Consider the following 22,628-nt stretch of genomic DNA (forward strand, 5'->3'; position numbering starts at 1 on the left):
GTTTTCCACAGGCCTGACGGGCCGGCCCGGTCATGAGGAATCCTGTGAGCATGTCCCGCGATCACGTGGAGCCGGTCGAGCGCTCCGTCAGCGATGCCGAGGCCGCCGCGCACGGCGCCGAGGCGGGCCCCGGCGTGCCCGCTGCGGCGGGCGTGCCTGGTGTGCCCGGTGCGGCGGGTGCGCCCAGCGGTGCCGGCGGTGCCGAGGCGCCCTTCCTGGAGCTGCTCGCCCGCGGCGCGTCCGCCGAGGCCTATGACCGGCCGGTGCTGCTCGCGCGCACCGAAGGACTGCCGCCCGAGCGGATCACCGCGCTCGAACACGCCAAGCGGCTCGCCCTGCGGGTGCGCTCCGAACTGGAGGGCCGCCGTCGGCGGGAGGCCGAGCTGTCGGCACTCTTCGAGACGGCCCACGACCTGGCCGGCCTGCGCGACGTGGACGCCGTCCTCCAGGCGATCGTGCAGCGGGCCCGCTCCCTCCTCGGCACCGACGTGGCCTACCTCAGCCTGAACGACCCGGTCAGGGGCGACACCTACATGCGGGTCACCGAGGGCTCGGTCGCCGCCCGCTTCCAGCAGTTGCGCCTCGGCATGGGGGAGGGGCTCGGCGGCCTGGTCGCCCAGACGGCCCGCCCGTACGTCACCGACGACTACTTCCGCGACGACCGCTTCCGTCACACCACGACCATCGACGCGGGCGTGAACGACGAGGGCCTGGTCGCCATCCTCGGCGTCCCGCTGATGCTGGGGGCCAACGTCATCGGGGTGCTGTTCGCCGCCGACCGGCGTGCCCGGGTCTTCGAGCGCGAGCAGATCGCCCTGCTCGGCTCCTTCGCCGCCCTGGCCGCGGCCGCCATCGACACCGCCAACCTGCTCACCGAGACCCGCTCGGCACTGGCGGGCCTGGAGCGCGCCCACGAGATCATCCAGGACCGCAGCGCCGTCATCGAGCGTGCCTCCGACGTCCACGACCGGCTCGCCGAACTGGTCCTGCGCGGCGGCGGGGTCCACGACGTGGCGGCGGCCGTCTCCCAGGTCCTGGCGGGCACGGTCGACTTCGCCGAGGCCGGCGCGACCCCTGCCGCGGCGCTGGAGACATCCCGCGCTGAAGGCCACGCCGTGCGGCACGAGGACGACTGGATCGCCGCCGTGACCGCGGGCGGCGAACTGCTCGGCGCCCTCGTCCTGCGCGGCCACCCCGGCCTCGACCCCGTCGACCAGCGCACGCTGGAGCGGGCCGCGATGGTCACCTCCCTGCTGCTGCTCGCCAGGCGTTCCGCCGCCGAGGCCGAACAACGCGTCCGCGGCGAACTGCTGGACGACCTCCTCGACGCCCGCGACCGCGACCCGCGCGTGCTGCGCGAGCGTGCCTCCCGGCTGCGTGCCGACCTCGACGCCACCCATGTCGTCCTCGCCGCGCGGCTCGAGGCGGACGCGGCCGACGCCGACCAGGAGGCGGACGCGCGGCGGCGGCTGTGGTCCGCCGCCTCCCACCTCGCGGCGACCCGGCACGGCCTGGCCGCCGCCCGGGACGGCGGCACCGTCCTGCTGCTGCCGCTGGCACCGGGCGACACCGCCACGGAGCTGGCCCACCGCACCGCCCGCCACCTCGGCACCGCCGTCCACGAGGCGGTCACCGTGGGCGCCTCCGCGCCCGTCCAGGGCCCCGCCGCCCACCCCGACGCGGTGGTCGCCGCCTACGAGGAGGGCCGTCGGTGCGTCGAGGCACTGCGGCTGCTCGGCCGCTGCGGTGACGGAGCGGCCGCCGACGACTTCGGCTTCCTGGGACTGCTGCTCGCCGGCGCCCGGGACGTGGCGGGCTTCGTGGAGCGCACCATCGGCGAGGTCATCGCCTACGACGAGCGACGCGGCACCGATCTGGTGCGCACCCTCGACGCGTACTTCGCGTGCGGCATGAGCCCGGCCCGCACCAAGGACGACCTCCACGTCCACGTCAACACCGTGGCCCAGCGCCTGGAGCGCGTCGCACGCCTCCTGGGCGAGGACTGGCAGAGCCCCGCCCGCGCCCTGGAGATCCAACTCGCGCTGCGGCTGCACCGCTTGGCGGCCCGAATACCGAACTGACCCCCGTACTCCCTCAGGGGGGCACGGGGGCCGGGGGCCGGGTCGGGCACGGGCATGGGCCCGGGCCCGGGATCAGAGGACGCGGGCGTCCTGCGTCCGGACCGTCGTGTCCCGCACCTCGGGGGCGGCGTCCAGGGCACCCAGGTCGCGGTGGCGGGTCTCCTTGGCCACGCCCACGGCGACGACCGTCAGCAGGGACGCGGCGATCACGTACAGGGCGATCGGCGTGGAGCTGTCGTAGTCGGCCAGCAGCGCGGTGGCGATGAGCGGGGCCGGCGCACCGGCCGCGACCGAGGCGAACTGGGCGCCGATGGAAGCACCGGAGTAGCGCATCCGGGTCGCGAACATCTCGGAGAAGAAGGCGGCCTGGGGTGCGTACATCGCGCCGTGCAGGACCAGTCCGACGGTCACGGCGAGGATGAGGTTGCCGAAGCCGCCCGTGTCGACGAGCGAGAAGAAGGGGAACATCCACAGCCCGATGCCGACCGCGCCCAGCAGGTAGACGGGACGCCGGCCCACCCGGTCGGAGAGCGCGCCCCAGGCCGGGATCACCGCGAAGTGCACGGCGGAGGCGATGAGCACGGCGTTGAGGGCGGTCTGGCGGGAGACACCGGCCGAGGTCGTCGCGTACACGAGGATGAACGCGGTGATGACGTAGTAGGAGATGTTCTCCGCCATGCGCGCGCCCATCGCGACGAGCACGTCACGCCAGTGGTGCCGCAGCACGGCGACGAGCGGAAGCTTCTCGGCGGCGGCCGCCTCCGTCGCCTTCCGGGCCTCGGCGTGCGCCAACGCCTCCTTGAACACCGGCGATTCATCGACAGAGAGACGAATCCACAGACCGACGATCACCAGCAGGCCGGAGAGCAGGAACGGTATCCGCCAGCCCCAGCTGCCGAAGGCGGCGTCCGACAGCACGGCGGTGAGGAAGGAGAGCACGCCGGTCGCGAGCAGTTGCCCCGCCGGCGCCCCGGTCTGCGGCCACGAGGCCCAGAACCCGCGCCGCCGCGCGTCCCCGTGCTCGGACACCAGCAGGACGGCCCCGCCCCACTCGCCGCCGAGCGCGAAGCCCTGCACCAGACGCAGCGCGGTCAGCAGCACCGGAGCGGCGGTCCCGATGGTCGCGTGCGTGGGCAGCAGTCCGATCGCGAAGGTCGCCCCGCCCATCATCACCAGACTGAGCACCAGCAGCTTCTTGCGCCCGAGCCGGTCCCCGTAGTGCCCGAAGACCAGCGCCCCGAGCGGACGCGCCGCGAATCCCACCGCGTACGTCAGGAAGGACAGCAGCGTGCCGACGAGAGGATCGGAGCCCGGGAAGAACAGCTTGTTGAAGACGAGCGCGGCGGCGGAGCCGTACAGGAAGAAGTCGTACCACTCGATGGTGGTGCCGATGAGGGACGCGGCGACGATGCGCTTGAGGTTGTTCGGAGCTGGTGGAGCGGTTGCGGGCGACGACATCGGCACCACTTCCTGAGGTGTGACGGGGACGTTTGCGTATCGCCACACCGTAGGAATCCGCAGGTCAGGCGCACATGTGGCGGGGCAACATAGTTCGAGGGTCAGCTATGCGTGCGGCCACCATGCCGGCTCATGCAAAGGCGTCTCAGGGGACCGGTGGTGGTCAAAACGAGGGCCGTCCGGGACGCGTAGTTCAGCACGATTTGACGGTGCCGTGCTGACTCCCGTGCTGGTTTGGTGCTGACTAAAATCCCACGTCATCACCCGTCCTCACCTGTCCCGTGCTGACTTGGTGCTGACTACGCTCCGTGGAACTCGGGCATCTGGGATTGATCGCCTCGGAGTCGTTGCGCGGCAGGTGACCGGACTGAGAGACCGAGTCCGGCCTTGCCGCTCAGCCACCGTCGGCACGGGCAAGGCGCTGCGTCTGGGCACGGTGCATCCTGGTCCCAGGAGCTTCTTCGTCTGCTGGTTGTACACGCTCACCATCGCCTCTGACCTGAGGAGAAGGGTGAAGTCGTCTGCCGTTGAGCTGAGTTGGTCCCGCCTGGTCCGGATCTTGGCCGGTGATCTGGGGTACCGGCGTGAGAGTCCTGCGGTATCACATGGCACAAGTTGTAAAGACCGTCTTGGGGCGTCCACGTCAGTCCAGGGTGGTTGCGTAAGTCCGGGGGGAGTCGCCGTAGTTGGTGACAGACTTGTGAGAGCGCCGGTGATGCGGCGAAGCCCCGCCAGCAACCATCCTGACGTGTCGTCTACGTGGAGCCGTGCGACGGCGAAGCCGCACCGGAGTGCTCCGGTGCGGCTTCGCCGTGAGATCGGCGGCGCTGGCGCGCACGATGCGCTCGGCGCCACACGCGGCCGCGTTCCTGTGACGCTTTCGGAGGGCACCTGATTTGCGATCGCACCCGCCCAACCGTCCGGATGAGGGATCCGCGCCCCTCACGGCGCGCCTCGGTCGGCCGTGGCTGGAGCCGTGGATGGCCGGATCCCTTCAGCTACGCGGATCTGCACCTCCAGCAGCCGTTTCGGATCGTGTCCCGTGAAGTGGTGTAGCTGACCGGGGACCGTGACCGCATCGTCCGCGCCAGCGTAGGGGTGGTGTTGGGCGGGGGCCTCGCACTACCTAGTGCTGTGACCGGGAAGGTTCGCCGGGTTGGTGGCTCGGGCGGTTGGATGGGCGGTCACGTTCGTTTCGATCGCTGGAGGTGCGAGTGGCGGAGCCTTTCCGTGTACGCCGACTGACCGACCAGGAGGGGCAGAAGCTGCAGCAGATCGTGCGCCGGGGCAGCACCAGTTCGGTTCGCTACCGGCGCGCGATGATGCTGCTGGCCTCGGCGGGCGGGAACCGGGTCCCGGTGATCGCCCAGCTGGTCCAGGCCGACGAGGACACGGTGCGCGATGTGATTCACCGGTTCAACGAGATCGGCCTGGCCTGCCTGGACCCTCAGTGGGCGGGAGGCCGTCCCCGCCTGCTCAGTCCTGACGACGAGGACTTCGTCATCCGGACGGCCATCACTCGTCCCACCAGGCTCGGCCAGCCCTTCACCCGCTGGTCGATCCGCAAACTCGCCGCCTACCTGCGCCGCGTGCACGGACGCGTCATCCGCATCGGCCGTGAAGCCTTACGGTGCCTGTTCTTGCGCCGCGGCATCACCTTCCAGCGCACCAAGACCTGGAAGGAATCGCCCGACCCTGATCGCGAGGCCAAGCTCGACCGCATTGAGCAGGTGCTGGACCGCTTCCCCGACCGGGTCTTCGCCTTCGACGAGTTCGGGCCCCTGGGGATCCGGCCCACCGCAGGCTCCTGCTGGGCGAAGCAGACAAGGCCCAATCGACTGCCGGCGACCTACCGCCGCACCCACGGCGTCACCTACTTCCACGGCTGCTACTCCGTGGGCGACGACCGTCTGTGGGGCATCAACCGCCGCCGCAAAGGCACCGCCAACACCCTGGCCGCTCTGAAGTCGATCCGAGCCGCCCGACCCGACGGCGCCCCGATCTACATCATCCTGGACAACCTCTCCGCCCACACCGGCGCGGACATCCGCCGCTGGGCGAAGAAGAACAAGGTCGAGCTGTGCTTCACCCCGACCTACGCCTCCTGGGCCAACCCGATCGAAGCCCACTTCGGCCCGCTGCGGCAGTTCACCCTGGCCAACTCCCACCACCCCAGCCATCCCGCGCAGACCCGGGCCCTGCACGCCTATCTGCGCTGGCGCAACCCAACGCCCGCCACCCCGACATCCTGGCCGCCCAACGCAAGGAACGCGCCCGCATCCGCAGCGAGAAGGGCATCCGCTGGGGCGGACGCCCACTCACACCCGCAGCCTGAACACCGCCTGGCGGCCAGTGACTCAGAAGCCTCGGAAAACGCCGTCGTCGCCGACGGCGCCGGTGAACTCCTCGAAGTCCATGTTCGCCTCCGAGAGGTTGTTCTCGATGCTCCACAGCTCGGCTGCCGCAACGCGGACACACCGCCCACGCTCACCCCGCAGATCCACTACGAGGAGCGGCAGTTCAGTCGAGGCGACAGCTACAGAGTCCGCAAGGACAAGAAGGGGATGCTGGTATTCCGCGGGGATGAGGTCGAGGGCCTGCTCGGGCGTCAAGCCCTCGTATCTCCGGTCATCGACGAGTGCGACGTTGGCCAAGAAGCCGTCCCTGCTGGGCGAGTACAGCGCCGTCCGCAGAGCGTCCCAAGCACCGTCTGCCGAGAAGTCGGTGCGCACAACGAGGGCTTCCAAAGTGCAAGGGAGCTGATGCATGCGCGGACAGTACCGCCAACCCGGTGAACCAATCCGGTCACAGCACTAGTAGGACTCCGTTAGGTCTTCGGGTTCGGCCTGTTCTCGGGCATGTTGGATGGATGGACGCACATGAAGTGAACCGTGTCCGGGCGAAGTTGACGTTGTACGTGGCTGATGTGTTCGCTTCGGTGCCGCGCAAGGACCAGCGGGCCAAGGGCGACTGCTACCTGCGGGGACTGATGCTGGACGGTCGCCGCAAGTCGATCCAGGCGATGGCCTCGAGGATGGCGGACGGCAACGAACAGAACCTGCAGCAGTTCGTGAACCAGTCCACCTGGGACCCGGTGCCGGTGCAGCGGCGAATCTGCGAGCGCATGCTGGCGCTGATCGGTCCGGCGGCCTGGGTGATCGATGACGTGTCGGTGCCCAAGGACGGAAGAATGTCGGCCGGGGTGGCCCCGCAGTACTGCGGGGCCCTGGGCAAACGCGCCAACTGCCAGGTCGCGGTCAGCGTCCACGCCGCCAGCGACACCGCCTCCTGCCCGCTGCAATGGCGGCTGTTCCTGCCCAAGGAATGGGATACGGACACCGACCGCCGAGCCCTTGCCCGGGTTCCGTCCGAGGTCGGACACCGCGAGAAATGGCGGCTGGCCCTGGACATGCTCGACACGCTGGCGGGCTGGGGCATGAGCCCGCCGGTCGTGGTGGCCGATGCCGCCTACGGCGCCAACGCCCACCTGCGGGCCGGCCTCGCAGAGCGGGAGATCGACTATGTGCTGGCCGTTCGCGCGGACGTGAGCGCTCACCCGTTCGACGTGAAGCCGGTGGCCCCGGAGCGCAAGGGCCCGGTCGGCTGCTGGCCCCAGCCCCGCTACCGCCACCGGGCCCCCTCGGTGGCGGCCCTGGCCGCCGGGCTCGGACAGGAAGCGTTCACCTCCCTCACCTGGCGGCAGGGCTCGCGAGGAAAGTTACGGTCCCGCTTCGCCGCCGTGCGCGTCCGTCCCGCGGGCAAGGCCGTCGAGCATCCCATCCGGGCCGCCGCCTCAGCCGAACAGGGCTGGTGGGACGGGGTGCTGCCCGACTGCTGGCTGCTGGTCGAGTGGCCCGAGGACGCCGAGGCGCCCACCGACTACTGGCTGTCCAGCCTGCCGGCCGACACCCCGATCACCGACCTGGTCCGCCTGGCCAAGGTCCGCTGGCGCATCGAGCACGACTACCGTGAACTCAAGCACGGCCTGGGCCTGGACCACTTCGAAGGCCGGTCCTGGCCCGGCTGGCACCACCACGTCACCCTCGTGACCGCCGCCCACGCATTCCTCACCGGACAGCGGCTGGCCCCAAAAGCACCCACACCGGGCTCACTCTCTACCAGACCCTCGACGCCCTCCAGGGCATCCTGAAGTGCTGGACCGGCACCTGCACCACCTGCCACCAACCCCTGCCCACCAGGCCACACACGACACCAAGACCGAGACAGACCTAACGGAGTCCTACTAGGTGTATTGACCCGTGAGGTTGGGGACGCGGCTGGCGGGTGGTTGGCCTTTCAGTGCGGTGTGTCCGCGGTGGTGATTGTAGGTGTGCAGCCATTGTGGGAACGCTTCGCGGCGCTCGGCCTCCGTGCGGTAGGGGCGGGCGTAGGCCCACTCGTCGAGCAGGGTGCGGTTGAAGCGTTCGACCTTGCCGTTGGTCTGCGGGCGGTAGGGCCGGGTGCGCTTGTGGGTGATCCCGGCCGTGGTGAGCAGGTCGCGCCAGTCGCGGGAGCGGTAGCAGGAGCCGTTGTCGGTCAGGACGCGTTCGACGGTGATCCCGGCCTGGGTGAAGAACGTCTGGGCTCGGGTCCAGAAGCCGGTGGCGGTCTCCTTCTTCTCGTCGGTGAGGATCTCGCTGTAGGCGAGGCGGGAGTGGTCGTCGAGGACGGTGTGCAGGTAGCTGTAGCCGGCGCCGGAGCGGTTCTTGCGGCCTGCTTGGCGGCCCAGGGCCTTGTGGCCGCCGCCGTCGGGGATGTTGCCGAGTTTCTTGATGTCGACGTGTACCAGTTCGCCGGGGCGTTCGCGTTCGTAGCGGCGGATGACCCGGCCGGTGGCCCGGTCCAGATGGGTGAGGCGGGCCAGGCCGAAGCGGGTCAGCACGCGGTGCACGGTGGAGGGGTTCAGCCGGAGCAGGTGGGCGATGCGGGCCGGTCCCCAGCGGCGCAGGAGACGGACCTTGATGATCCGGCGCTCGGTGCGGGTGGGGGTGCGGTGCGGGTTGGTGCGCGGACGGCAGGAGCGGTCGGACATGCCCGCCTCGCCGAACTGCCGGTAGCGGTCGGCCCACCGCTGGGCGGTGGTGGGTGAGACCTGGAAGCGTTCGGCGGCCCGGCGCAGGGGCCAGCCGTCCTCGACCACGCAGCGGGCCAGGCGCAGCCGTCCGGTCTCGGATGCTCCTATGGCTGTCAAGTCGCTGGAGTCAGGTCGGTTTGAGTGATTCGTTCGGTTGGTGCGCTGGTCAGGGCGCGGTAGACCTCTCGGGCGACGAATCGCTTGAGGCAGCGCATGATGTCCTTCTTGTTCAGCCCTTCCTTGGTGCGGCGTTCGACGTAGGCGCGGGTTCGTTCGTCGAAGCGCATGCGGGTGAGCACGATGGTGTGCAGGGCATTGTTCGCGGCCCGGTCGCCGCCGCGGTTGAGGCGGTGGCGGTGGGTGCGGCCAGAGGATGCGGGGATCGGTGCGACACCGGCCAGGTGCGCGAACGCGCCCTCGGACCGCATCCGTTCCGGGTTGTCCCCGGCCGTGGCCAGCAGCTGGCCGGCGGTCTCGGGACCGACGCCGAACAGCTGAAGCAGCGCGGGGGCGGCCTGCTTGACCAGTGGGCCGATTTCGGCGTCCAGCTCGGTGATCTCCTCATCCAGGGCCTGGTGGCGGCGGGCGAGCCGCCGAAGTGCGGCCCGGGTCGCGGCCAGCGGGCATCCTGTGGACCACCATCGGCCTCGTCGTCGGCCTCGCGGTCGTGGACGCCACGCTGCTCGACACCCTTCTCAGCTTCTTCGTCCCGTCCCTGGCGGCCTACCAGATCGCCTACGAGATCGGGTCTGGCCAACGCAAGGTAGCCGAGGAACGCGACCGACTCACCAAGGTCGTCAACACCGAGCTAAACAACGGACGCCCCGGCCCCATCTCCGAAGAGGAATGGCACCGCCTACGGAACGTCGCACGAGACGTGCAGGACGGCGTACTCCGCACCCGCCTGGACACCACCCGAGTACCCGAGTGGTTCTACACACGCTTCCGCGACGACGACGAACGCGACTTCGGCGGCACCACAGAAGGCCACCGTCTCCGTCTCGCCCAAAACGCCCCCCACCGAAGTAGTTTACCGAAGCGCTCCACGCCCACCCCGCGAACTGCCCCTACTTCGGATAGCGGTTGGCCCCGGAAGGCGCAATCCCGTGCGGAGTGTGTACTCCCCACACACGCTCGGCCCTCAACGCCCAGGCCAGCCACATGCGGCCACGTTTAGGCTGTACCCGAGAGGGATGAACACCAGGCGGGCGGTGAGCTCCACCGTCGTGGGCCCCGGAGAGACCAGGCCGCCGGGGGCGTAGTCGTTCACGCGTCGGCCCTCTGCTCCGGCGCCGGCACACCGGTGGTGTCATCCTCCGGCATGGCCGTCGGCGCGGTCTCGGCACTGACGCGGCGGACGCGCCTCTTCTCGTGGACCACGGCTCCGATGACGCCGAGGCCGGTGGCGGCGGCGCCGATGATGACGCCCTCCGTTCGGCCCTTCCATCGGCCGAGAGCGACACCCTCTGCAAAGCCCTCCAGCCGGCCACGGGCGACGCCCTGTGCTACGCCCTGCAATCGGTAGAAGGCGCGTAGAGCGGCGGGGCCGCCACGAAGTCCGGCTTCCTTCGTGAGTTCCGTGTAAACGCTGGTCATGCTCTGCCTCGCTATGTGTCGCTCGTTCTAGGGACAGGCCGATGGTCGCAGAAACGTCCCTGGCGGGTAGGGCAGTCCGGGAACTTCTGGGCTGACGTTGCGGCGCGCTCGGCGTACGCGATGGCCCACCCCCTGGGCCAGCCCCTCCCGTATGACCTGGCCACCTTCCGTTCACCCGGTGCGGTGGCCCGCGGCCATGACCCTCCGCCCCCCTGCTCACCGGCCGGATAGTCCCACGTCATCCACCGGCGCACGCGGGCTCACGGGAGCGTGGTGATGCGATCACTTGCACACCACCTCCTCTCTCCCGGCGGGTCACCGGCTTTGCCGCACAGTACAGTTACGCGCCCGAGCTCGCTTCGACATGTGGTTACATGGAGAGGATCACCGCGGCCCTGAAGGCTGCGAAGGGTGCCACTCAAGCGCCGTTTGACCTACTTCTCAGGGCGCTCTCTTGGTGCCTAAATCAGAGGCGGCGACGCAAACGACCCACCGTATTGAACCCGGCACTCAGAAACACGCTGGCCGACCCTGTTACGGCATTGGAGGCTGAGGCTTTCTCTCAACGACCCAGCGGTGTCGGCCGAGCCGCTTTGAGGGCTCGATGCCCTTGCGTCCGATGCGGTGGCGGATGCCTCGCTTGCGGAGCCATCGGCGCAGGTGGTCGTAGTCGTAGCCCTCGTCTACGTGTAGCCTCGTCGGCCTTCGCTGTCGTGGGCCGCGGCCGGAGCGAATGGGTGGGATTCCGCGTACGAGCGGTTCGAGGTCGAGGGTGTCGTGCATGTTGGCGCCCCGAGATCCCCAGCGAGATCGGCAGTCCGTTCCGGTCGGTGATCAGGTGGATTTTCGATCCCAGCTTGCTGCGGTCGGTCGGATTCGGTTTCGCGCCGGCGCCCACGGCCCGCTTCTGCGGTCGGGAGATAAGCTTGGCCTGTTGACGCTCATGTCACAACGGAACGATTTTTTCGCTGAGTTCAGAAATTACTCCTGCCGTCAGACCGTGACCCGCAGGTTGCTGATGATCATTGTGCGAGTCGGCCCCCTCACCACACGACCATCATCAACCATGAATGGCTCAACGTCTCACCGTCAACCGTCTACCAACTCGTAAGGTCTGCGGCGCTCCACAAGTAGTCCGTTGCGCCCGCGATGTCAGTGCGGCGGGATACCGTCCTCTTCACGCTGAGGTGAGGGGAGGACCATGGCGAGGAACGCCCGGGCCGAGCAGCTGCGGGAGTACGGCCGGTCCGTGCTGGAGGGGGCCCGTTCGGAGCAAGTCCTGCGCATGGCACGGCAGGTGAATGCCGTGTCGTACACGAGCGCGCGGGAGTACGCCGGCCGTTCGCTCTTCGAGTTGCTGCAGAACGGCTACGACGCGCATCCGGAGGACCGCCGCGACGGACGGGTCCACGTGCTGCTGAACGAGGCGGAGGGCGAGTGGGGGACGTTGTACGTCGCCAACGGCGGCACACCCTTCACCTGGCGGAACGTCGAACGGATCTGCGAGCTCGCGCAGAGCTCGAAGGAGGTCGGCGAGGGCATCGGGAACAAGGGCGTCGGGTTCCGCAGCATCCTGTTGATCAGCGAGGCACCCGAGATCTACAGCGCGGACCCCGACAGCCCGCTCGGTCCGGAATTGGACGGGTACTGCTTCCGCTTCGCGCAGAGGGCCGACGTGGAGGAGTTCCTCGCTGGTGAGGACAACGCCCATGAGGTGGCCGCCAAGTATCCGCCGCTCCAGGCGCCGCTGCCGCTGGACGATGTGCCCGCGACCTGTCGGCAGCTCGCTGCCCAGGGGTACGTAACCATCGTCCGGCTGCCCTTGCTGAGCGAGGCCGCCCGGGCCGAGGTCCGGCTGCGGATGCGCGAGCTCGCGGAGGCGAAGGTACCCGTGATGTTGTTCCTCGACCGGCTGGCTGGCTTGACGCTGGAACGGCGGGCCGCCGGTGGCGAGGCGGGCGAGTTGGACGACGGCCACGAGACGCTCGAGCTGCACGAACTGACCCGCTCCGAGGAGCGCTTCGCCGTTGCGCAGGACGGCGCAGGGCACGGATTCCCCGTCTCCTGCGCGACCGTGGACCTGGGGACGTCCGGCACCTTTCTCGTAGCCCGGGGCACCGTGGAGAAGGAACGGCTGAACAGCACCCTCGCCGAGGCCGTGGGTTCCGGACTCCTCGACGACACGTGGCAGGAGTGGAAGCGGTCCGCTGTCGTCGAGGTCGCACTCTCGCTGCCCGCCCTGCGCCGACCGCTACGCGGGCAGATCTACACCTTTCTGCCGATGGGCGAGGATCAGGCCGCGCCGTTCCCGGGACACGTGAACGCCCCGTTCTTCACCAAGTTCGATCGCACCGGGTTTCCCCCCGACAACCCCCTGAACGTGCTGCTGCTCGACGCGGTCGCCGAGACCTGTCTGGCGGCCGCCGCGGTACTGCGTACCGTGCCCGAGTTGTCTATGCGGCAGCTGGCCGTGGACTTGGTGAGCTGGGAGAGTGAGAAGGGCTCGGCGGGGCGGCTCCGCACGGCGGCTCTGCGTGTGCACGGGAGCGAACTTGCCGACGTACCGCTCGTGCCCGTCCTCGCCGCGGACGGCGCCCCGCCGGAGGCGGGCTGGGCGCCGCCTCGGGGCGCGGTCCTGTGGTCGGACCTTGACCTGACCGTTCTCACGGCACACCGCGCGCACGAGGCCGGGATCGTGGTGGCGGACCCTGAGATCGGCGGGGGCCGGCTGAAACGGCTGGCCACCCTGTGCAAGGCCCTCGCGTGCCCGTGGGAGCCGGGCCCGGAGATCCTCGCCGAGTACGTGGAACGGATCGTCGGGGGCCTTCCCATACCACGGCCCGGTGAGTCCCCCGAGCAGTGGAGCGCGCTTTACGAGGATCTGGCCGCCCTCTTCGAAGACGACGGGCACGTCCTGCACGGCAGGCAGTTGCTGCTCGCGGAGGACTGCACACTGCGGTACACCAACCGTCCCCTGGGCAGGGCGGGTGCGGGCACAAGTACCCGTACACAGGGCAAGCCGAGCGGTCAGGGTGTCCGCCGTGAGGCGTTCTTCCAGCCGGTGCGTACGGAGGCGAACCCGACCGAGGCCCCGTCCGTCCCTGCCCTGCTCGGCAAGCGGTTGTTCTCCCTGCACCCCGGGCTGGTCTGGAAGGACCGAGGCGAGCGTACGCGCGGGCGGTCCGCCCGCGCCTTCCTCGAGCAGGAGGGGCTCGTCCGGCCGTACGACACGAGGGGCTTGCTGGACCACGTACGACAGGCGCTCAGCGCGAGCACCGATCTCCGGCTGCGGCTCCAGACCCTGCGGTTCGTCTTCCGGCTTTGGCAGCCGCAGCGTTCGCTGGGCGGGACGGAGATCTCCTCGCTCGGACTGTACGTACCGTCGGCGGACGGCCGGCTGATCAGGGCGAGCGACGCCGTCTTCGGCCGGGGCTGGGGCCGCGCGTCCGTAGGTGAGGACCTGGCGGCGGTGGTCGCCGCCGGGCAGGACGTGTCGAAGAGCCTCAAGGCGATCGCTGGACGCCTCCTTGCCGCGCCCGATGAGTTTGCCAAGCGGGGCGAGACCGAGGAGTGGCGGGCGTTCCTGCTGGAGGCCGGGGTGGCCGACGGGCTGGTCCCGGTCACGTCCTCCGACGCCTTGAGCTGGGTAGAGCAAGGCCGGGAGCTCAGCACTCGGCAGCTGGTCCGCATGGCGAAGGTGTCTGCCGAGGTGCAGGAGCAGTGGGAGCCGTACGTCCACTGGCCCGGTGTCTACTACCCCCGGACGCCGTACCGGGGAACCCCCGCCTGGCGGCTCCCCGGCCAGGACATCGTCGGACGCCTTGGGCAGGAGGCCCGGCTGGCGTACGCACGGCTTGTCCTGCATGGCCTGGCCAGCTGGGAGGACGCGAGGTTCGCCAGCGTCTGGACCAGTGCCGGCAGCCAGAGCTCCCCGGACAGGGAACGGGTCCCGACCCCGCTCGGCGCCTTCGTCCGGGAGCAGCCGTGGCTCCCGGTGCGGGGCCGCGACCGGGCCGTCCGGTTCGTCCGGCCGGCCGACGCCTGGCACTGCCCGCCCGGGCTGGAGGAGGAGCCCTCGTACGCGCCGACCGTCGACCATCGGCTGCGCCACCTTCTGGAACGCGGGAAGGCGGGAGACCGCCTGCGGGAAATGCGGCTGCCGACCTGGGACGACCCCCGGGACAGCGACCGCCTCATCGCCGCGCTGGGACGGCTCGCGGCGGAGGGCGCGCTGGGGGCCGAGGACCGGCCCGCCGCGCAGCGCGCCAACGAACGCGCCTGGAAGCACCTCGTACGGCGGCCCGGTCCCGCACTGCCCAAGGGCGCCAGTCTGCTCGCTGAGTCCGGGGACCGGCTGATCAGCGTACCGCTGTCCGCCCTGGACGGCAGGGAGAGCGATGGCGATGGTGATGCCGGGACCGTGCTCTACGTCAGCGGTGAACGCGACAGCCTGACGGCCCTGCTGATACGGGGGATGGCGCGCCCCCTGCTCACCCTGCCTGGCGTCTCGGCGAAAGCCGCCGAGCTGCTGGCGGCCGACCACCCCACTACCGTCCGGCACACCGACGATCTGATGTTCACGGTGACCGTGGACGGTACACGGGTTAAGCCCGCAAGCATGGGAGAAGCACTGGCCCAGCAACTGCCCTGGCTCACGCTGGCCGTGGGCGTCCTGTGCGACCACCTGGCGCGTGGTCCCCGGGCGAGCGAGGTCGAGCTGAGCGAGCTGATGTCCCTGGTCCGGAGCGTACGTTTGCACCGCTACCGCTCCTGGGACATCGAGCTCGACGGCCGGCCCGTGACGTTGCCGGGCCGCCTCGGCGGAGTCCTGCCGCTGCCCGATCCGAAGCATCCGCTCGTCCTCGCCCCGGCAGGCGAGCCGGGCTGGCCCGAGACCACCCGCATCGTGGTGGCGGTTGCCGAGCTGCTGGGACGGCGGGAGTTCGGCGACCGGCTGCGCCTCGCCGCCCACCAGCTCGCTGCCCGCCACGCCGACCTGCGCGACCCGGGCCAGGAGGAGCTTGCCGACGCCCTGGAAGTCACAGTCCACCAGGTCGAGGAGACAAGCTTCCGGATCGACGGGGCCATCGGCGTGGTCCTGGAGCGCTGCCGGCCCTTCCTCGCCCACCTGCTCGGCACGGAGACGGCGAACTCGCTGTTCCTGCCGCCGCCGGGCGACACCCGGGAGTTCCAGACTCACCTCGAGGAGTACGCCGCCGAGCTCCCGGTCCCCGTATCCGAGTTCATCGCCAGAGCCCGCGCGGCCCGCGGTACGGACGAACTGCGGCGCGACCTGGGCATCGGATTCGCCGCGCTGAACGACACCCTGCGCGCGATGAGCCCGCCCCTGGAACCGGTCAGCCACGCCGCCGAGCATGAGGAGGCGCTCCGCACCTACCTGGACCTGCGCAGGAAGGAGCTCGTCAACCGGCTGCGCTGGGCGGTGCTGGAGGACTTCGACGCGCGCCGTCCGGTGCCCGACTGGCCCTCGGTCCGGGCCCTGGACTGGATCACCGCGCCGGAGGCATGGGAGTACACCGTGGACACGGCCGACACGGGGAGCCTGGAGGCGTACGTGGAGGAGCGGCTGGCGCTGCGCCTGGGCCGCCCGGTGCCGTTGCCCCGGTCGGGCGAACGCCTGCCCGCCCCCGACCAGGTACGCGGCGCGAACCTCCGTACGATCACCGGCCTGGCCGCCGAACTCGCGGTCCTGGTCAGGGCGGCCGGACACCCGTTGCCGGCGGCCCTGACCGCAGCCGAGCCCGCGGAGGAGGTCACCGCGCGGCTTGAGGCCGTGGGCGCGCTCGACTTCCGACACTTGTCCCCCACCGACGTCGTCGGCTGGCTGGCGGCCCTCGGCCAGTGGCCCGACGGGATGGCGGTGGCGACGGATCCCGAACGGCACGGTCTGTCCGGGGCCGACCTGGACCGGGTGCGCAACGCGGCGGAACATGAGCGCCGCGAACGGGAGCGCAAACGGCGGTCGATCTCCGTCGGCGGCCGCGACTTCGACGTGCACTCAGGCGACTTCACCGCCCTCACCCGCGAACTCGACCGGGTCCTGCAGAGCGGCTCGGCGCCGGGCATCACCGCCGCCGGGCCGCTCCGCTTCACGGACCCCCGTCCCCAGACCGGGCGCACCCCGGCCGCCGGTCGCACCCGCGGGTGGCGGTACGGGGGCGGCACGGACAGCGGGCTGACCACGGCTCAGCGGGAGGCCATCGGGTACGTGGGTGAGTGGTACGCATACCAGTGGCTGTGTGCGCGCTACCCGGACCGCATGGACGAAACCTGCTGGGTGTCGGGCAACCGCCGCAAAGCCTTCCCCGGCCCGTCCGGCGACGATGGCCTCGGCTTTGACTTCCGGGTCGGCTCCGGCAACCGGCCCTACCTGTACGAGGTGAAGGCGACCGGGGGCGAAGGCGGCCGCTTCGAGCTGGGGGAGAGCGAGGTCCGCGCGGCCCGCCAGCACGCGGGCAACGACCGCTGGCGCCTCCTGGTGGTTACACACGCCCTCACCCCTCACAAGATGGCCATCCAGATGCTCCCCAACCCCTACGGAAAGCGCGGCCGGGGCCGTTACCGGGAGGAGGGCGGGGCACTGCGGTTCTCGTACCTGCTGTGACTTTGACGTTCAACTCCAGCGCGAGATGAGTCGGGGCTGCACGTCAAGGTCAGAACTGGCCGAGACGAATCTGGTAGCAGTCGCTGGACGAGGGCGCCAGCCTCGTCGCAGAAGGTACAGACGCCTTCGTGGGTCGATCCGCAGTCGAAGCAGGTTCAGGAGTCCTCTTCCGGTGAGAAGCTGTTGTCTTTTCGATCTTGGGAGACGCGCGTCGAACGGGGGTCCCGATCGGGTGGTCGCGGGGCGCGGGGCGCATACGAACAGGACCTCCTGAACAGCTCGTTGGTGTCGAATCACCGAGCAGCAGCAGGAGGCCCTGGTGCAGCAGTCTTGCGTGCCGATGGCCGGGCAGTCCAGCGCGGTCACCTGGCAGTGTGACTGTCTGGCTCACCGGTTCGGAAACGCCGCCGACAACGGGACGCGGCAGCCGCGCTACCCGACGGACATGACGGACGCGGAGTGGGCCCGGGTCCTGCCGCTGCTGCCGGTGCCGGGCTGGATGTGTGGCCGGGGCGGCCGGCCGGAGGCGTACTGTCACCGCACCATGCTCAATGTGATCCGGTATCTCGTGGATAACGGGATCAAATGGCGTGCGATGTCCGCCGACTTCCCACCGTGGGACTGCATCTACGCATTCTTCCGCCGTTGGCGCGACAACGCCCTGGTCAAGGAGTTCCACGACCGGTTGCGCGCGAGGGTCCGCGAGGAGCTGGGACGGGACACGCAGCCGGCAGCCGGGGTGATCGACTCGCAGTCCGTCAAGGCGGACGCCGTCGTCGGCACGGACAGCCGCGGCTTCGACGGCGGCAAGCTCGTCAACGGCCGCAAGCGGCACGTCGTGGTCGACACCCTCGGCCTGCTGCTGGGCGTGATGGTCACCGCCGCGGATGTCGGCGACCGCACCGCCGCGAAGGTGCTGCTTGAGCAGGTGGCCGAGGCACACCATCGCCTGGCCCTCGTCTGGGCCGACGGCAGCTACACCGGCAGCCTCGTCGAGTACTGCCTGGCCACGTTCGCCCTGGTCCTGGCGATCGTCAAACGCAGCGACGACCAGAAGGGGTTCGTGGTCCTGCCCAAGCGGTGGATCGTCGAGCGCCTCTTCGCCCACCTGATGCGAAGTCGCCGCCTGGTGCGCGACTTCGAGCGGCGCACCACCAGCGCGGAGGCGATGGTCTACTGGTCGATGACCGGGCTCATGACCCGTCGCCTGGCCCGGTCACACCCGCAGCGAGGGTGAACCGACCCGGCTGCTGCTCAGCCAGCCAGCCGCGCGCGACCAGGCGTTTCGCTTTCGACCGCAGTGCCTCCACTCGCGCCGGCACCACGTCCATGCCGAACATGGCGGCCATCTCCTGGCAGGTCAGCGGCCCTTGATGGAGGGGCCCGGTCCGCGAGTGTCTTGAGGATGCGCTGGTAGTCGACCGACAGCGCCGACCAGGCCAGCCCTTGTCGCCACACCGGCACCTGCTACTTCGGCTTCGCCGCGTCCCGGAGCGCCGACTGCCCCTCCCCATCCCGCGGATTCGGGATAACCTCCGCCTCGACGGTGGCGCCGTCGTCCGGAGCCAGCACCGTGTCGACCCGCCTGCGGGCGATCGCCCACTCCTGCCATTCCAGCTCGGCCGCAGCCAGCTCGGCCTGGATGCGGTCGGCCTCCTCCCGCAGCCCGTCAACTCGACGCCGAGCGGCGAGCTCGTGCTGTTCCAGCAGTCCGACAACCGACGGCATTCGCAACCTCCCGGGGAACGACGACCTGACAGGCCACCACTCCCACGGAACCATCACTCCTATCCTCGACCAGCGGAAACGCATCGATCACGTCCGGAAAGACAACAGCTTCTTATACGTGTTGTGGGTGTTACGGGCGATATCTTGACGCTGAAATGACGCTCGTGACGCTCATTTGATGCTCGTTCTGATGGGTCGTCAGGTTTCCTGCGTAGCTGGTCAGGAGATCTGCTGCCTACGTAGATGTGCAGGTTGTTGGGAGCCTCGTGACGCCAAGCGGTTTCGCTACTTCCGTGCGGCACGTCCAGCAGGTTCTGCGCCTCCTTGCCGGCGGTGGTGATCTACTCCGACCCCAGGCGAGCGCCCTGTCGGGCTCGCCGCCGCTCCCGCTCCGACTGCGCGAGGACCGCTCGTACTCTCGTAGCTCCTGCGGCAAGGCGATTCTCGCCATGGATTCCCTCGCCTCGGCACGGGAGGACTCTCGCGCCACCGGCATTCATGACCTGGCGGAGGCGGACTCTTCGCTGCCTGGCTGTTGGGGGGCGGAGGCTGCTTGGGGTGCGGCCAGGGCCATTGCTGCGGGGGTGCACGGGTCAGGCATGCGTGCCCCTTTGCCCCTTTATGTTCAAATATGTCCCGTTCGTGGCTGGTCGGGTATGGAGTGGACTTTTCACCTAAGGCGGGCGCTACTTGTTGAATGGCTTCGGGCCTGTCAGTGGCACCATCTACATTTCCGTGTGTGGACCAGCGTGGTCACTGGTCAGCCTCTCATCAGGTGCTCCGCTACATCCGTGTCAGGAAGGACAACAACGCAAGTGGTCGACCTAAAGAAGGACGTCTGGGCCGTTGCCGACACTCTGCGCGGTGTCTATGCCCGCAACAAGGCGGGTGACATCATCCTGCCGATGACGATCCTCCGTCGCCTGGAGTGCGTCATGGCACCCCACCGAGATCAGGTTGCCGCGATCATCGCTCGGGAGCTGAACGAGGTGCTGCGCGTCAAGGCGATCAAGTCGGCCACCGGCGGTGTGAAGTTCTACAACACGACGAAGCACACCTTGGCCTCAGTGTACGACTCCGGCGATGACATGGCCGACAACCTGCTGGAGTACGTACGCGGGTTCAGCAACGACATCGACGTCTTCGCGAACTTCCATCTTCCCCAGCACATCGAACGCATGATGAAGGGGGGCATCCTCGCTACGATCGTCCGCCAGTTCCGCGACCTGGACCTGTCTCCCGAGGCCGTGCCGAACTCCAAGATGGGCGAGCTGTTCGAGCACCTCATCTTCATGGACTTCGAGTCGTCCAACGCCGAGTCCGGTGACCACTACACCCCCCGCGACGCGATCAACCTGCTGGTGGACCTGCTGTTCGCCGAGGACGACAACGCGCTGTCCGGCGATGCCATCCGCAGCATCTACGACCCTACTGTCGGTACCGGCGGCATGCTCAGCGTGGCAGAGGAGCACCTGCACCGCATGAACCCGGACGCCGAGCTCCTCCTGTACGGGCAGGAGCTGCGCCCCGAGTCCTACGCCATGTGCCGCTCCGACATGCTCGCCAAGGGTCAGAACCCCCAGAACATTGCGCTGGGCAACACCCTGACCAAGGACCTGTTCCCGGACGACAGGTTCAACTACATCCTTTCCAACCCGCCCTACGGCGTGGACTGGAAGAACATTGCCGAGGACGTGGAGAAGGAGCACAAGAAGGGCTCCAGCGGTCGCTTCGCGGCTGGTCTGCCGCCGACCTCCGACGGTGCCCTGCTTTTCGTCCAGCACGCGATCGCCAAGATGAACCCCTCTGACAGCCAGGACGGTGGCGCGCGTGCCGGCATTGTCCTGAACGGCTCCCCGCTGTTCTCCGGCGGCGCGGGGAGTGGTGCGAGTAACATCCGGGGTTGGCTGCTGGAGAACGACCTGATCGAGGCCATCGTCGCGTTGCCGAATGACATGTTCTACAACACAGGCATTCCCACTTACCTGTGGATCTTCGACAACGACAAGCGCCCGGAGCGCGAGGATAAGGTGCAGCTCATCGACGCCACGGCCCTGGGTGCCAAGATGCGCAAGTCCCTGGGGTCCAAGCGCGTTGAGATCGACGAGGCCGCCCGTGAACGCGTGTTGCAGCAATATGCCGACATGGAGCCATCGGACACCTCCAAGATCTTCGACAACCTCGACTTCGCCTACTGGCAGATCACCGTTGAGCGGCCCCTGCGCCTGAACTTCGAGGCCACACCCGAGCGCGTCGCCCTCGTTGACGAGCACAAGACGCTCGGGAATATCGACGGCCTCGTCGAAGCCCTGAACTCCTTCAACGAGGGCCAGTACCTCAACCGGGAGGACTTCCTCAGCGACTTGGGCAAGCACCTCGGTTCCCGCGCAATCAGTCTCACCTCGGTGCAACGCAAGGCCCTTTGGCAGACCCTTGGCGAACGTGACGAGAACGCCGACATCTGCCGCATCCAGTCTGGCAAGAACAAGGGCGAGGCAGAGCCCGATATCCCCTTGCGCGAGACCGAGAACGTCCCCTTCGGCTGGAACGGGCACCCCAAGAATCACGATGCCAAGGACGCCACCATCAAGGCGTACTTCAGCGCGAAGGTTCAGCCGCACCGCAAGGACGCCTGGATCGACCACACCAAGACCCGGGTGGGTTACGAGATCCCCTTCACCCGCCACTTCTACCAGTACGTGCCCCCGCGTTCCCTTGCCGAGATCGACGCCGACCTCGAGGAGTCCCTGCAGGAGATCCTGAGCCTGCTGCACAAGGTGGAGGCCAGCAAGTGAGCACGCCGCTTCCCTGGGGAGATGTCCAGCTACCGTGGACGATCGGTCAGGTCAAGCACCTGGGCAGCATCACTCTCGGCAAGATGCTTCAGACAAAAGACACCGGCCAGGACGTCTTCGCCCCGTATATGAGGGCGGCCAACGTCCAGCCTGACGGTGTTCTCGCGCTGGACGACGTCAAGGACATGTGGTTCTCACCCGGTGAGCTGGACGATCTAACCCTTCGACAGGGTGATGTCGTCGTGGTCGAGGGCGGACAAGGTGGCTTCGGCCGGGCCGCATACGTAGGTGACGACCTTGACGGCTGGGGGTTCCAGAACTCGATCAACCGCGTGCGTCCAGACGCTGGCAATGACGGGCGATTTCTTGCGTACTACCTGATCGCCCTGCGCGCCACCGGGTTCATTCGGAGGTACTGCAACGTCGTATCCATGCCGCATCTGACGGCTGAGAAGCTGGCTGCCATTCCCCTCCCGCTTACTTCGGGGTCTGAGCAACGGGCCATCGCCGACTATCTGGACCGAGAGACTGCGGAGATCGACAACCTAATTGCCGCGCAGGAGCGCTTCATTGGATTCCTGCAGGAACGACGGCAAGCCGTCGTGGAGCATGAACTTGCGACGGCCGTGCCGGCGGTTCCTGATACACGGCTCAAGCATCTGGTGCGGTCCGTCCGCCAGGGATGGAGCCCGCAGTGCTTCCCGTGGCCTGGCGACGGCGTTCAGACCTGGGCGGTCTTGAAGGCTGGCGCGGCCAACCGTGGGATCTTCCGCCCGGAAGAGAACAAGGAACTCCCAGAGGACCTGGAGCCGCGTCCGTCAACCGTAGTGCGGTCCGGCGATCTATTGGTCTCCCGAGCAAACACTCGTGACCTCGTCGGCAGCGCAGCAGTGGTGTCCGGTGACTACCCGCGGCTCATGCTGAGTGACAAGCTCTACGCTCTCGCCCTCGACGAGTCCAAGGCCGTGCCACGATACGTCGCCTACCTACTGGCCAGTCGCCGAGTCCGGGATCTGATCGAGATGGCCGCCACTGGTGCGAGCTCCTCGATGCTGAACATCAGCAAGGACGACATCGTGAACCTTCCGATGAACGTGCCTGAGTTCGCAGAGCAGTGTCGCATCCTCAACCACCTGGACCGTGAAACAGCGGAGATCGACAGCCTGATCGCGAAGACGCAGAGGCACATCGATCTCGCCAAGGAACGGCGTATCGCGCTCATCACTGCGGCCGTGACCGGCCAGATTGACATCATGAAGGGGGCCTGAGCC

12 protein-coding genes and 3 pseudogenes are annotated in these 22,628 nt (G+C 68.7%); 8 read left to right on the plus strand and 7 right to left on the minus strand.

The window, feature by feature from the left end; all coding sequences use genetic code 11:
• Window positions 1-50 precede the first annotated feature (50 nt).
• Window positions 51-2,081 (plus strand): helix-turn-helix domain-containing protein, encoded by a 2,031-nt coding sequence (locus ACH4N1_RS22920; RefSeq protein ID WP_398099618.1) that lies wholly within the window; start codon window positions 51-53, stop codon window positions 2,079-2,081.
• A gap of 72 nt (window positions 2,082-2,153) precedes the next feature.
• Here ACH4N1_RS22920 and ACH4N1_RS22925 read toward each other — a convergent pair whose 3' ends face one another.
• Window positions 2,154-3,539 (minus strand): MFS transporter, encoded by a 1,386-nt coding sequence (locus tag ACH4N1_RS22925; protein ID WP_398099620.1) that lies wholly within the window; start codon window positions 3,537-3,539, stop codon window positions 2,154-2,156.
• Between the two features lie 1,214 nt (window positions 3,540-4,753).
• Between ACH4N1_RS22925 and ACH4N1_RS22930 the strand changes: the two are divergent.
• A pseudogene (locus ACH4N1_RS22930) lies at window positions 4,754-5,874 on the plus strand (IS630 family transposase).
• Window positions 5,875-5,896: 22 nt separating this feature from the next.
• On the opposite strand, the gene ACH4N1_RS22935 reads toward ACH4N1_RS22930, so the two are convergent.
• Window positions 5,897-6,307 carry a DUF6924 domain-containing protein gene (locus tag ACH4N1_RS22935; RefSeq protein WP_398099622.1) on the minus strand — a complete coding sequence of 137 codons (411 nt, stop codon included), beginning with the start codon at window positions 6,305-6,307 and terminating at the stop codon, window positions 5,897-5,899.
• Between the two features lie 101 nt (window positions 6,308-6,408).
• Between ACH4N1_RS22935 and ACH4N1_RS22940 the strand changes: the two genes are divergently transcribed.
• Window positions 6,409-7,689 (plus strand): IS701 family transposase, encoded by a 1,281-nt coding sequence (locus tag ACH4N1_RS22940; RefSeq protein ID WP_398099624.1) that lies wholly within the window; start codon window positions 6,409-6,411, stop codon window positions 7,687-7,689.
• A gap of 93 nt (window positions 7,690-7,782) precedes the next feature.
• Here ACH4N1_RS22940 and ACH4N1_RS22945 read toward each other — a convergent pair whose 3' ends face one another.
• Both ACH4N1_RS22945 and ACH4N1_RS22950 read right to left on the minus strand, forming a co-directional pair.
• Window positions 7,783-8,730: an IS481 family transposase gene (locus tag ACH4N1_RS22945; RefSeq protein ID WP_398099626.1), complete on the minus strand. Its 948-nt coding sequence runs from the start codon at window positions 8,728-8,730 to the stop codon at window positions 7,783-7,785.
• A complete protein-coding gene (locus tag ACH4N1_RS22950) occupies window positions 8,727-9,233 on the minus strand; it encodes a transposase (RefSeq protein ID WP_398099842.1) in 507 nt (168 codons plus the stop codon). The genes ACH4N1_RS22945 and ACH4N1_RS22950 overlap by 4 nt, the downstream gene beginning before the upstream one ends.
• Before the next feature lie 47 nt (window positions 9,234-9,280).
• On the opposite strand from ACH4N1_RS22950, the gene ACH4N1_RS22955 reads away from it, so the two are divergent.
• Complete coding sequence (locus tag ACH4N1_RS22955) at window positions 9,281-9,790, plus strand: S-4TM family putative pore-forming effector (RefSeq protein WP_398099627.1); 510 nt, start codon at window positions 9,281-9,283, stop codon at window positions 9,788-9,790.
• An 89-nt stretch (window positions 9,791-9,879) separates the two neighbouring features.
• Here the strand turns inward: ACH4N1_RS22955 and ACH4N1_RS22960 are convergent, their stop codons facing one another.
• Together ACH4N1_RS22960 and ACH4N1_RS22965 are read right to left on the minus strand one after the other, a co-directional pair.
• Entirely contained in the window at window positions 9,880-10,209 is a 330-nt protein-coding gene (locus ACH4N1_RS22960) for a hypothetical protein (protein ID WP_398099629.1), read from the minus strand.
• 558 nt (window positions 10,210-10,767) lie between these two features.
• Window positions 10,768-11,089: pseudogene (locus tag ACH4N1_RS22965) on the minus strand (transposase); the annotation flags it as partial.
• 321 nt (window positions 11,090-11,410) lie between these two features.
• On the opposite strand from ACH4N1_RS22965, the gene ACH4N1_RS22970 reads away from it, so the two are divergent.
• Both ACH4N1_RS22970 and ACH4N1_RS22975 read left to right on the plus strand, forming a co-directional pair.
• Entirely contained in the window at window positions 11,411-16,834 is a 5,424-nt protein-coding gene (locus tag ACH4N1_RS22970) for a sacsin N-terminal ATP-binding-like domain-containing protein (protein ID WP_398099631.1), read from the plus strand.
• Window positions 16,835-17,153: 319 nt separating this feature from the next.
• Window positions 17,154-18,071, plus strand: coding sequence for an IS5 family transposase (locus tag ACH4N1_RS22975; RefSeq protein WP_398099632.1), 918 nt, complete (start codon window positions 17,154-17,156; stop codon window positions 18,069-18,071).
• On the opposite strand, the pseudogene ACH4N1_RS22980 reads toward ACH4N1_RS22975, so the two are convergent.
• Window positions 18,028-18,562: pseudogene (locus tag ACH4N1_RS22980) on the minus strand (hypothetical protein). The gene ACH4N1_RS22975 and the pseudogene ACH4N1_RS22980 sit on opposite strands and share 44 nt — an antisense overlap.
• An 815-nt stretch (window positions 18,563-19,377) precedes the next feature.
• Between ACH4N1_RS22980 and ACH4N1_RS22985 the strand changes: the two are divergent.
• Both ACH4N1_RS22985 and ACH4N1_RS22990 read left to right on the plus strand, forming a co-directional pair.
• A complete protein-coding gene (locus ACH4N1_RS22985) occupies window positions 19,378-21,357 on the plus strand; it encodes an N-6 DNA methylase (RefSeq protein ID WP_398099634.1) in 1,980 nt (659 codons plus the stop codon).
• Window positions 21,354-22,625 (plus strand): restriction endonuclease subunit S, encoded by a 1,272-nt coding sequence (locus tag ACH4N1_RS22990; protein WP_398099636.1) that lies wholly within the window; start codon window positions 21,354-21,356, stop codon window positions 22,623-22,625. Before ACH4N1_RS22985 ends, ACH4N1_RS22990 begins: the two co-directional genes overlap by 4 nt.
• Window positions 22,626-22,628 lie beyond the last annotated feature (3 nt).

Origin of the sequence: Streptomyces sp. NPDC017202, from assembly GCF_044331705.1 — a bacterium.
GTDB lineage: Bacteria > Actinomycetota > Actinomycetes > Streptomycetales > Streptomycetaceae > Streptomyces.

Coding starts and splice junctions, on each gene's coding strand:
- ACH4N1_RS22920 (WP_398099618.1), top strand. CDS start 51: ATGTCCCGCGATCACGTGGAGCCGGTCGAGCGCTCCGTCAGCGATGCC.
- ACH4N1_RS22970 (WP_398099631.1), top strand. CDS start 11,411: ATGGCGAGGAACGCCCGGGCCGAGCAGCTGCGGGAGTACGGCCGGTCC.
- ACH4N1_RS22940 (WP_398099624.1), top strand. CDS start 6,409: ATGGACGCACATGAAGTGAACCGTGTCCGGGCGAAGTTGACGTTGTAC.
- ACH4N1_RS22935 (WP_398099622.1), bottom strand. CDS start 6,307: ATGCATCAGCTCCCTTGCACTTTGGAAGCCCTCGTTGTGCGCACCGAC.
- ACH4N1_RS22925 (WP_398099620.1), bottom strand. CDS start 3,539: ATGTCGTCGCCCGCAACCGCTCCACCAGCTCCGAACAACCTCAAGCGC.
- ACH4N1_RS22960 (WP_398099629.1), bottom strand. CDS start 10,209: ATGACCAGCGTTTACACGGAACTCACGAAGGAAGCCGGACTTCGTGGC.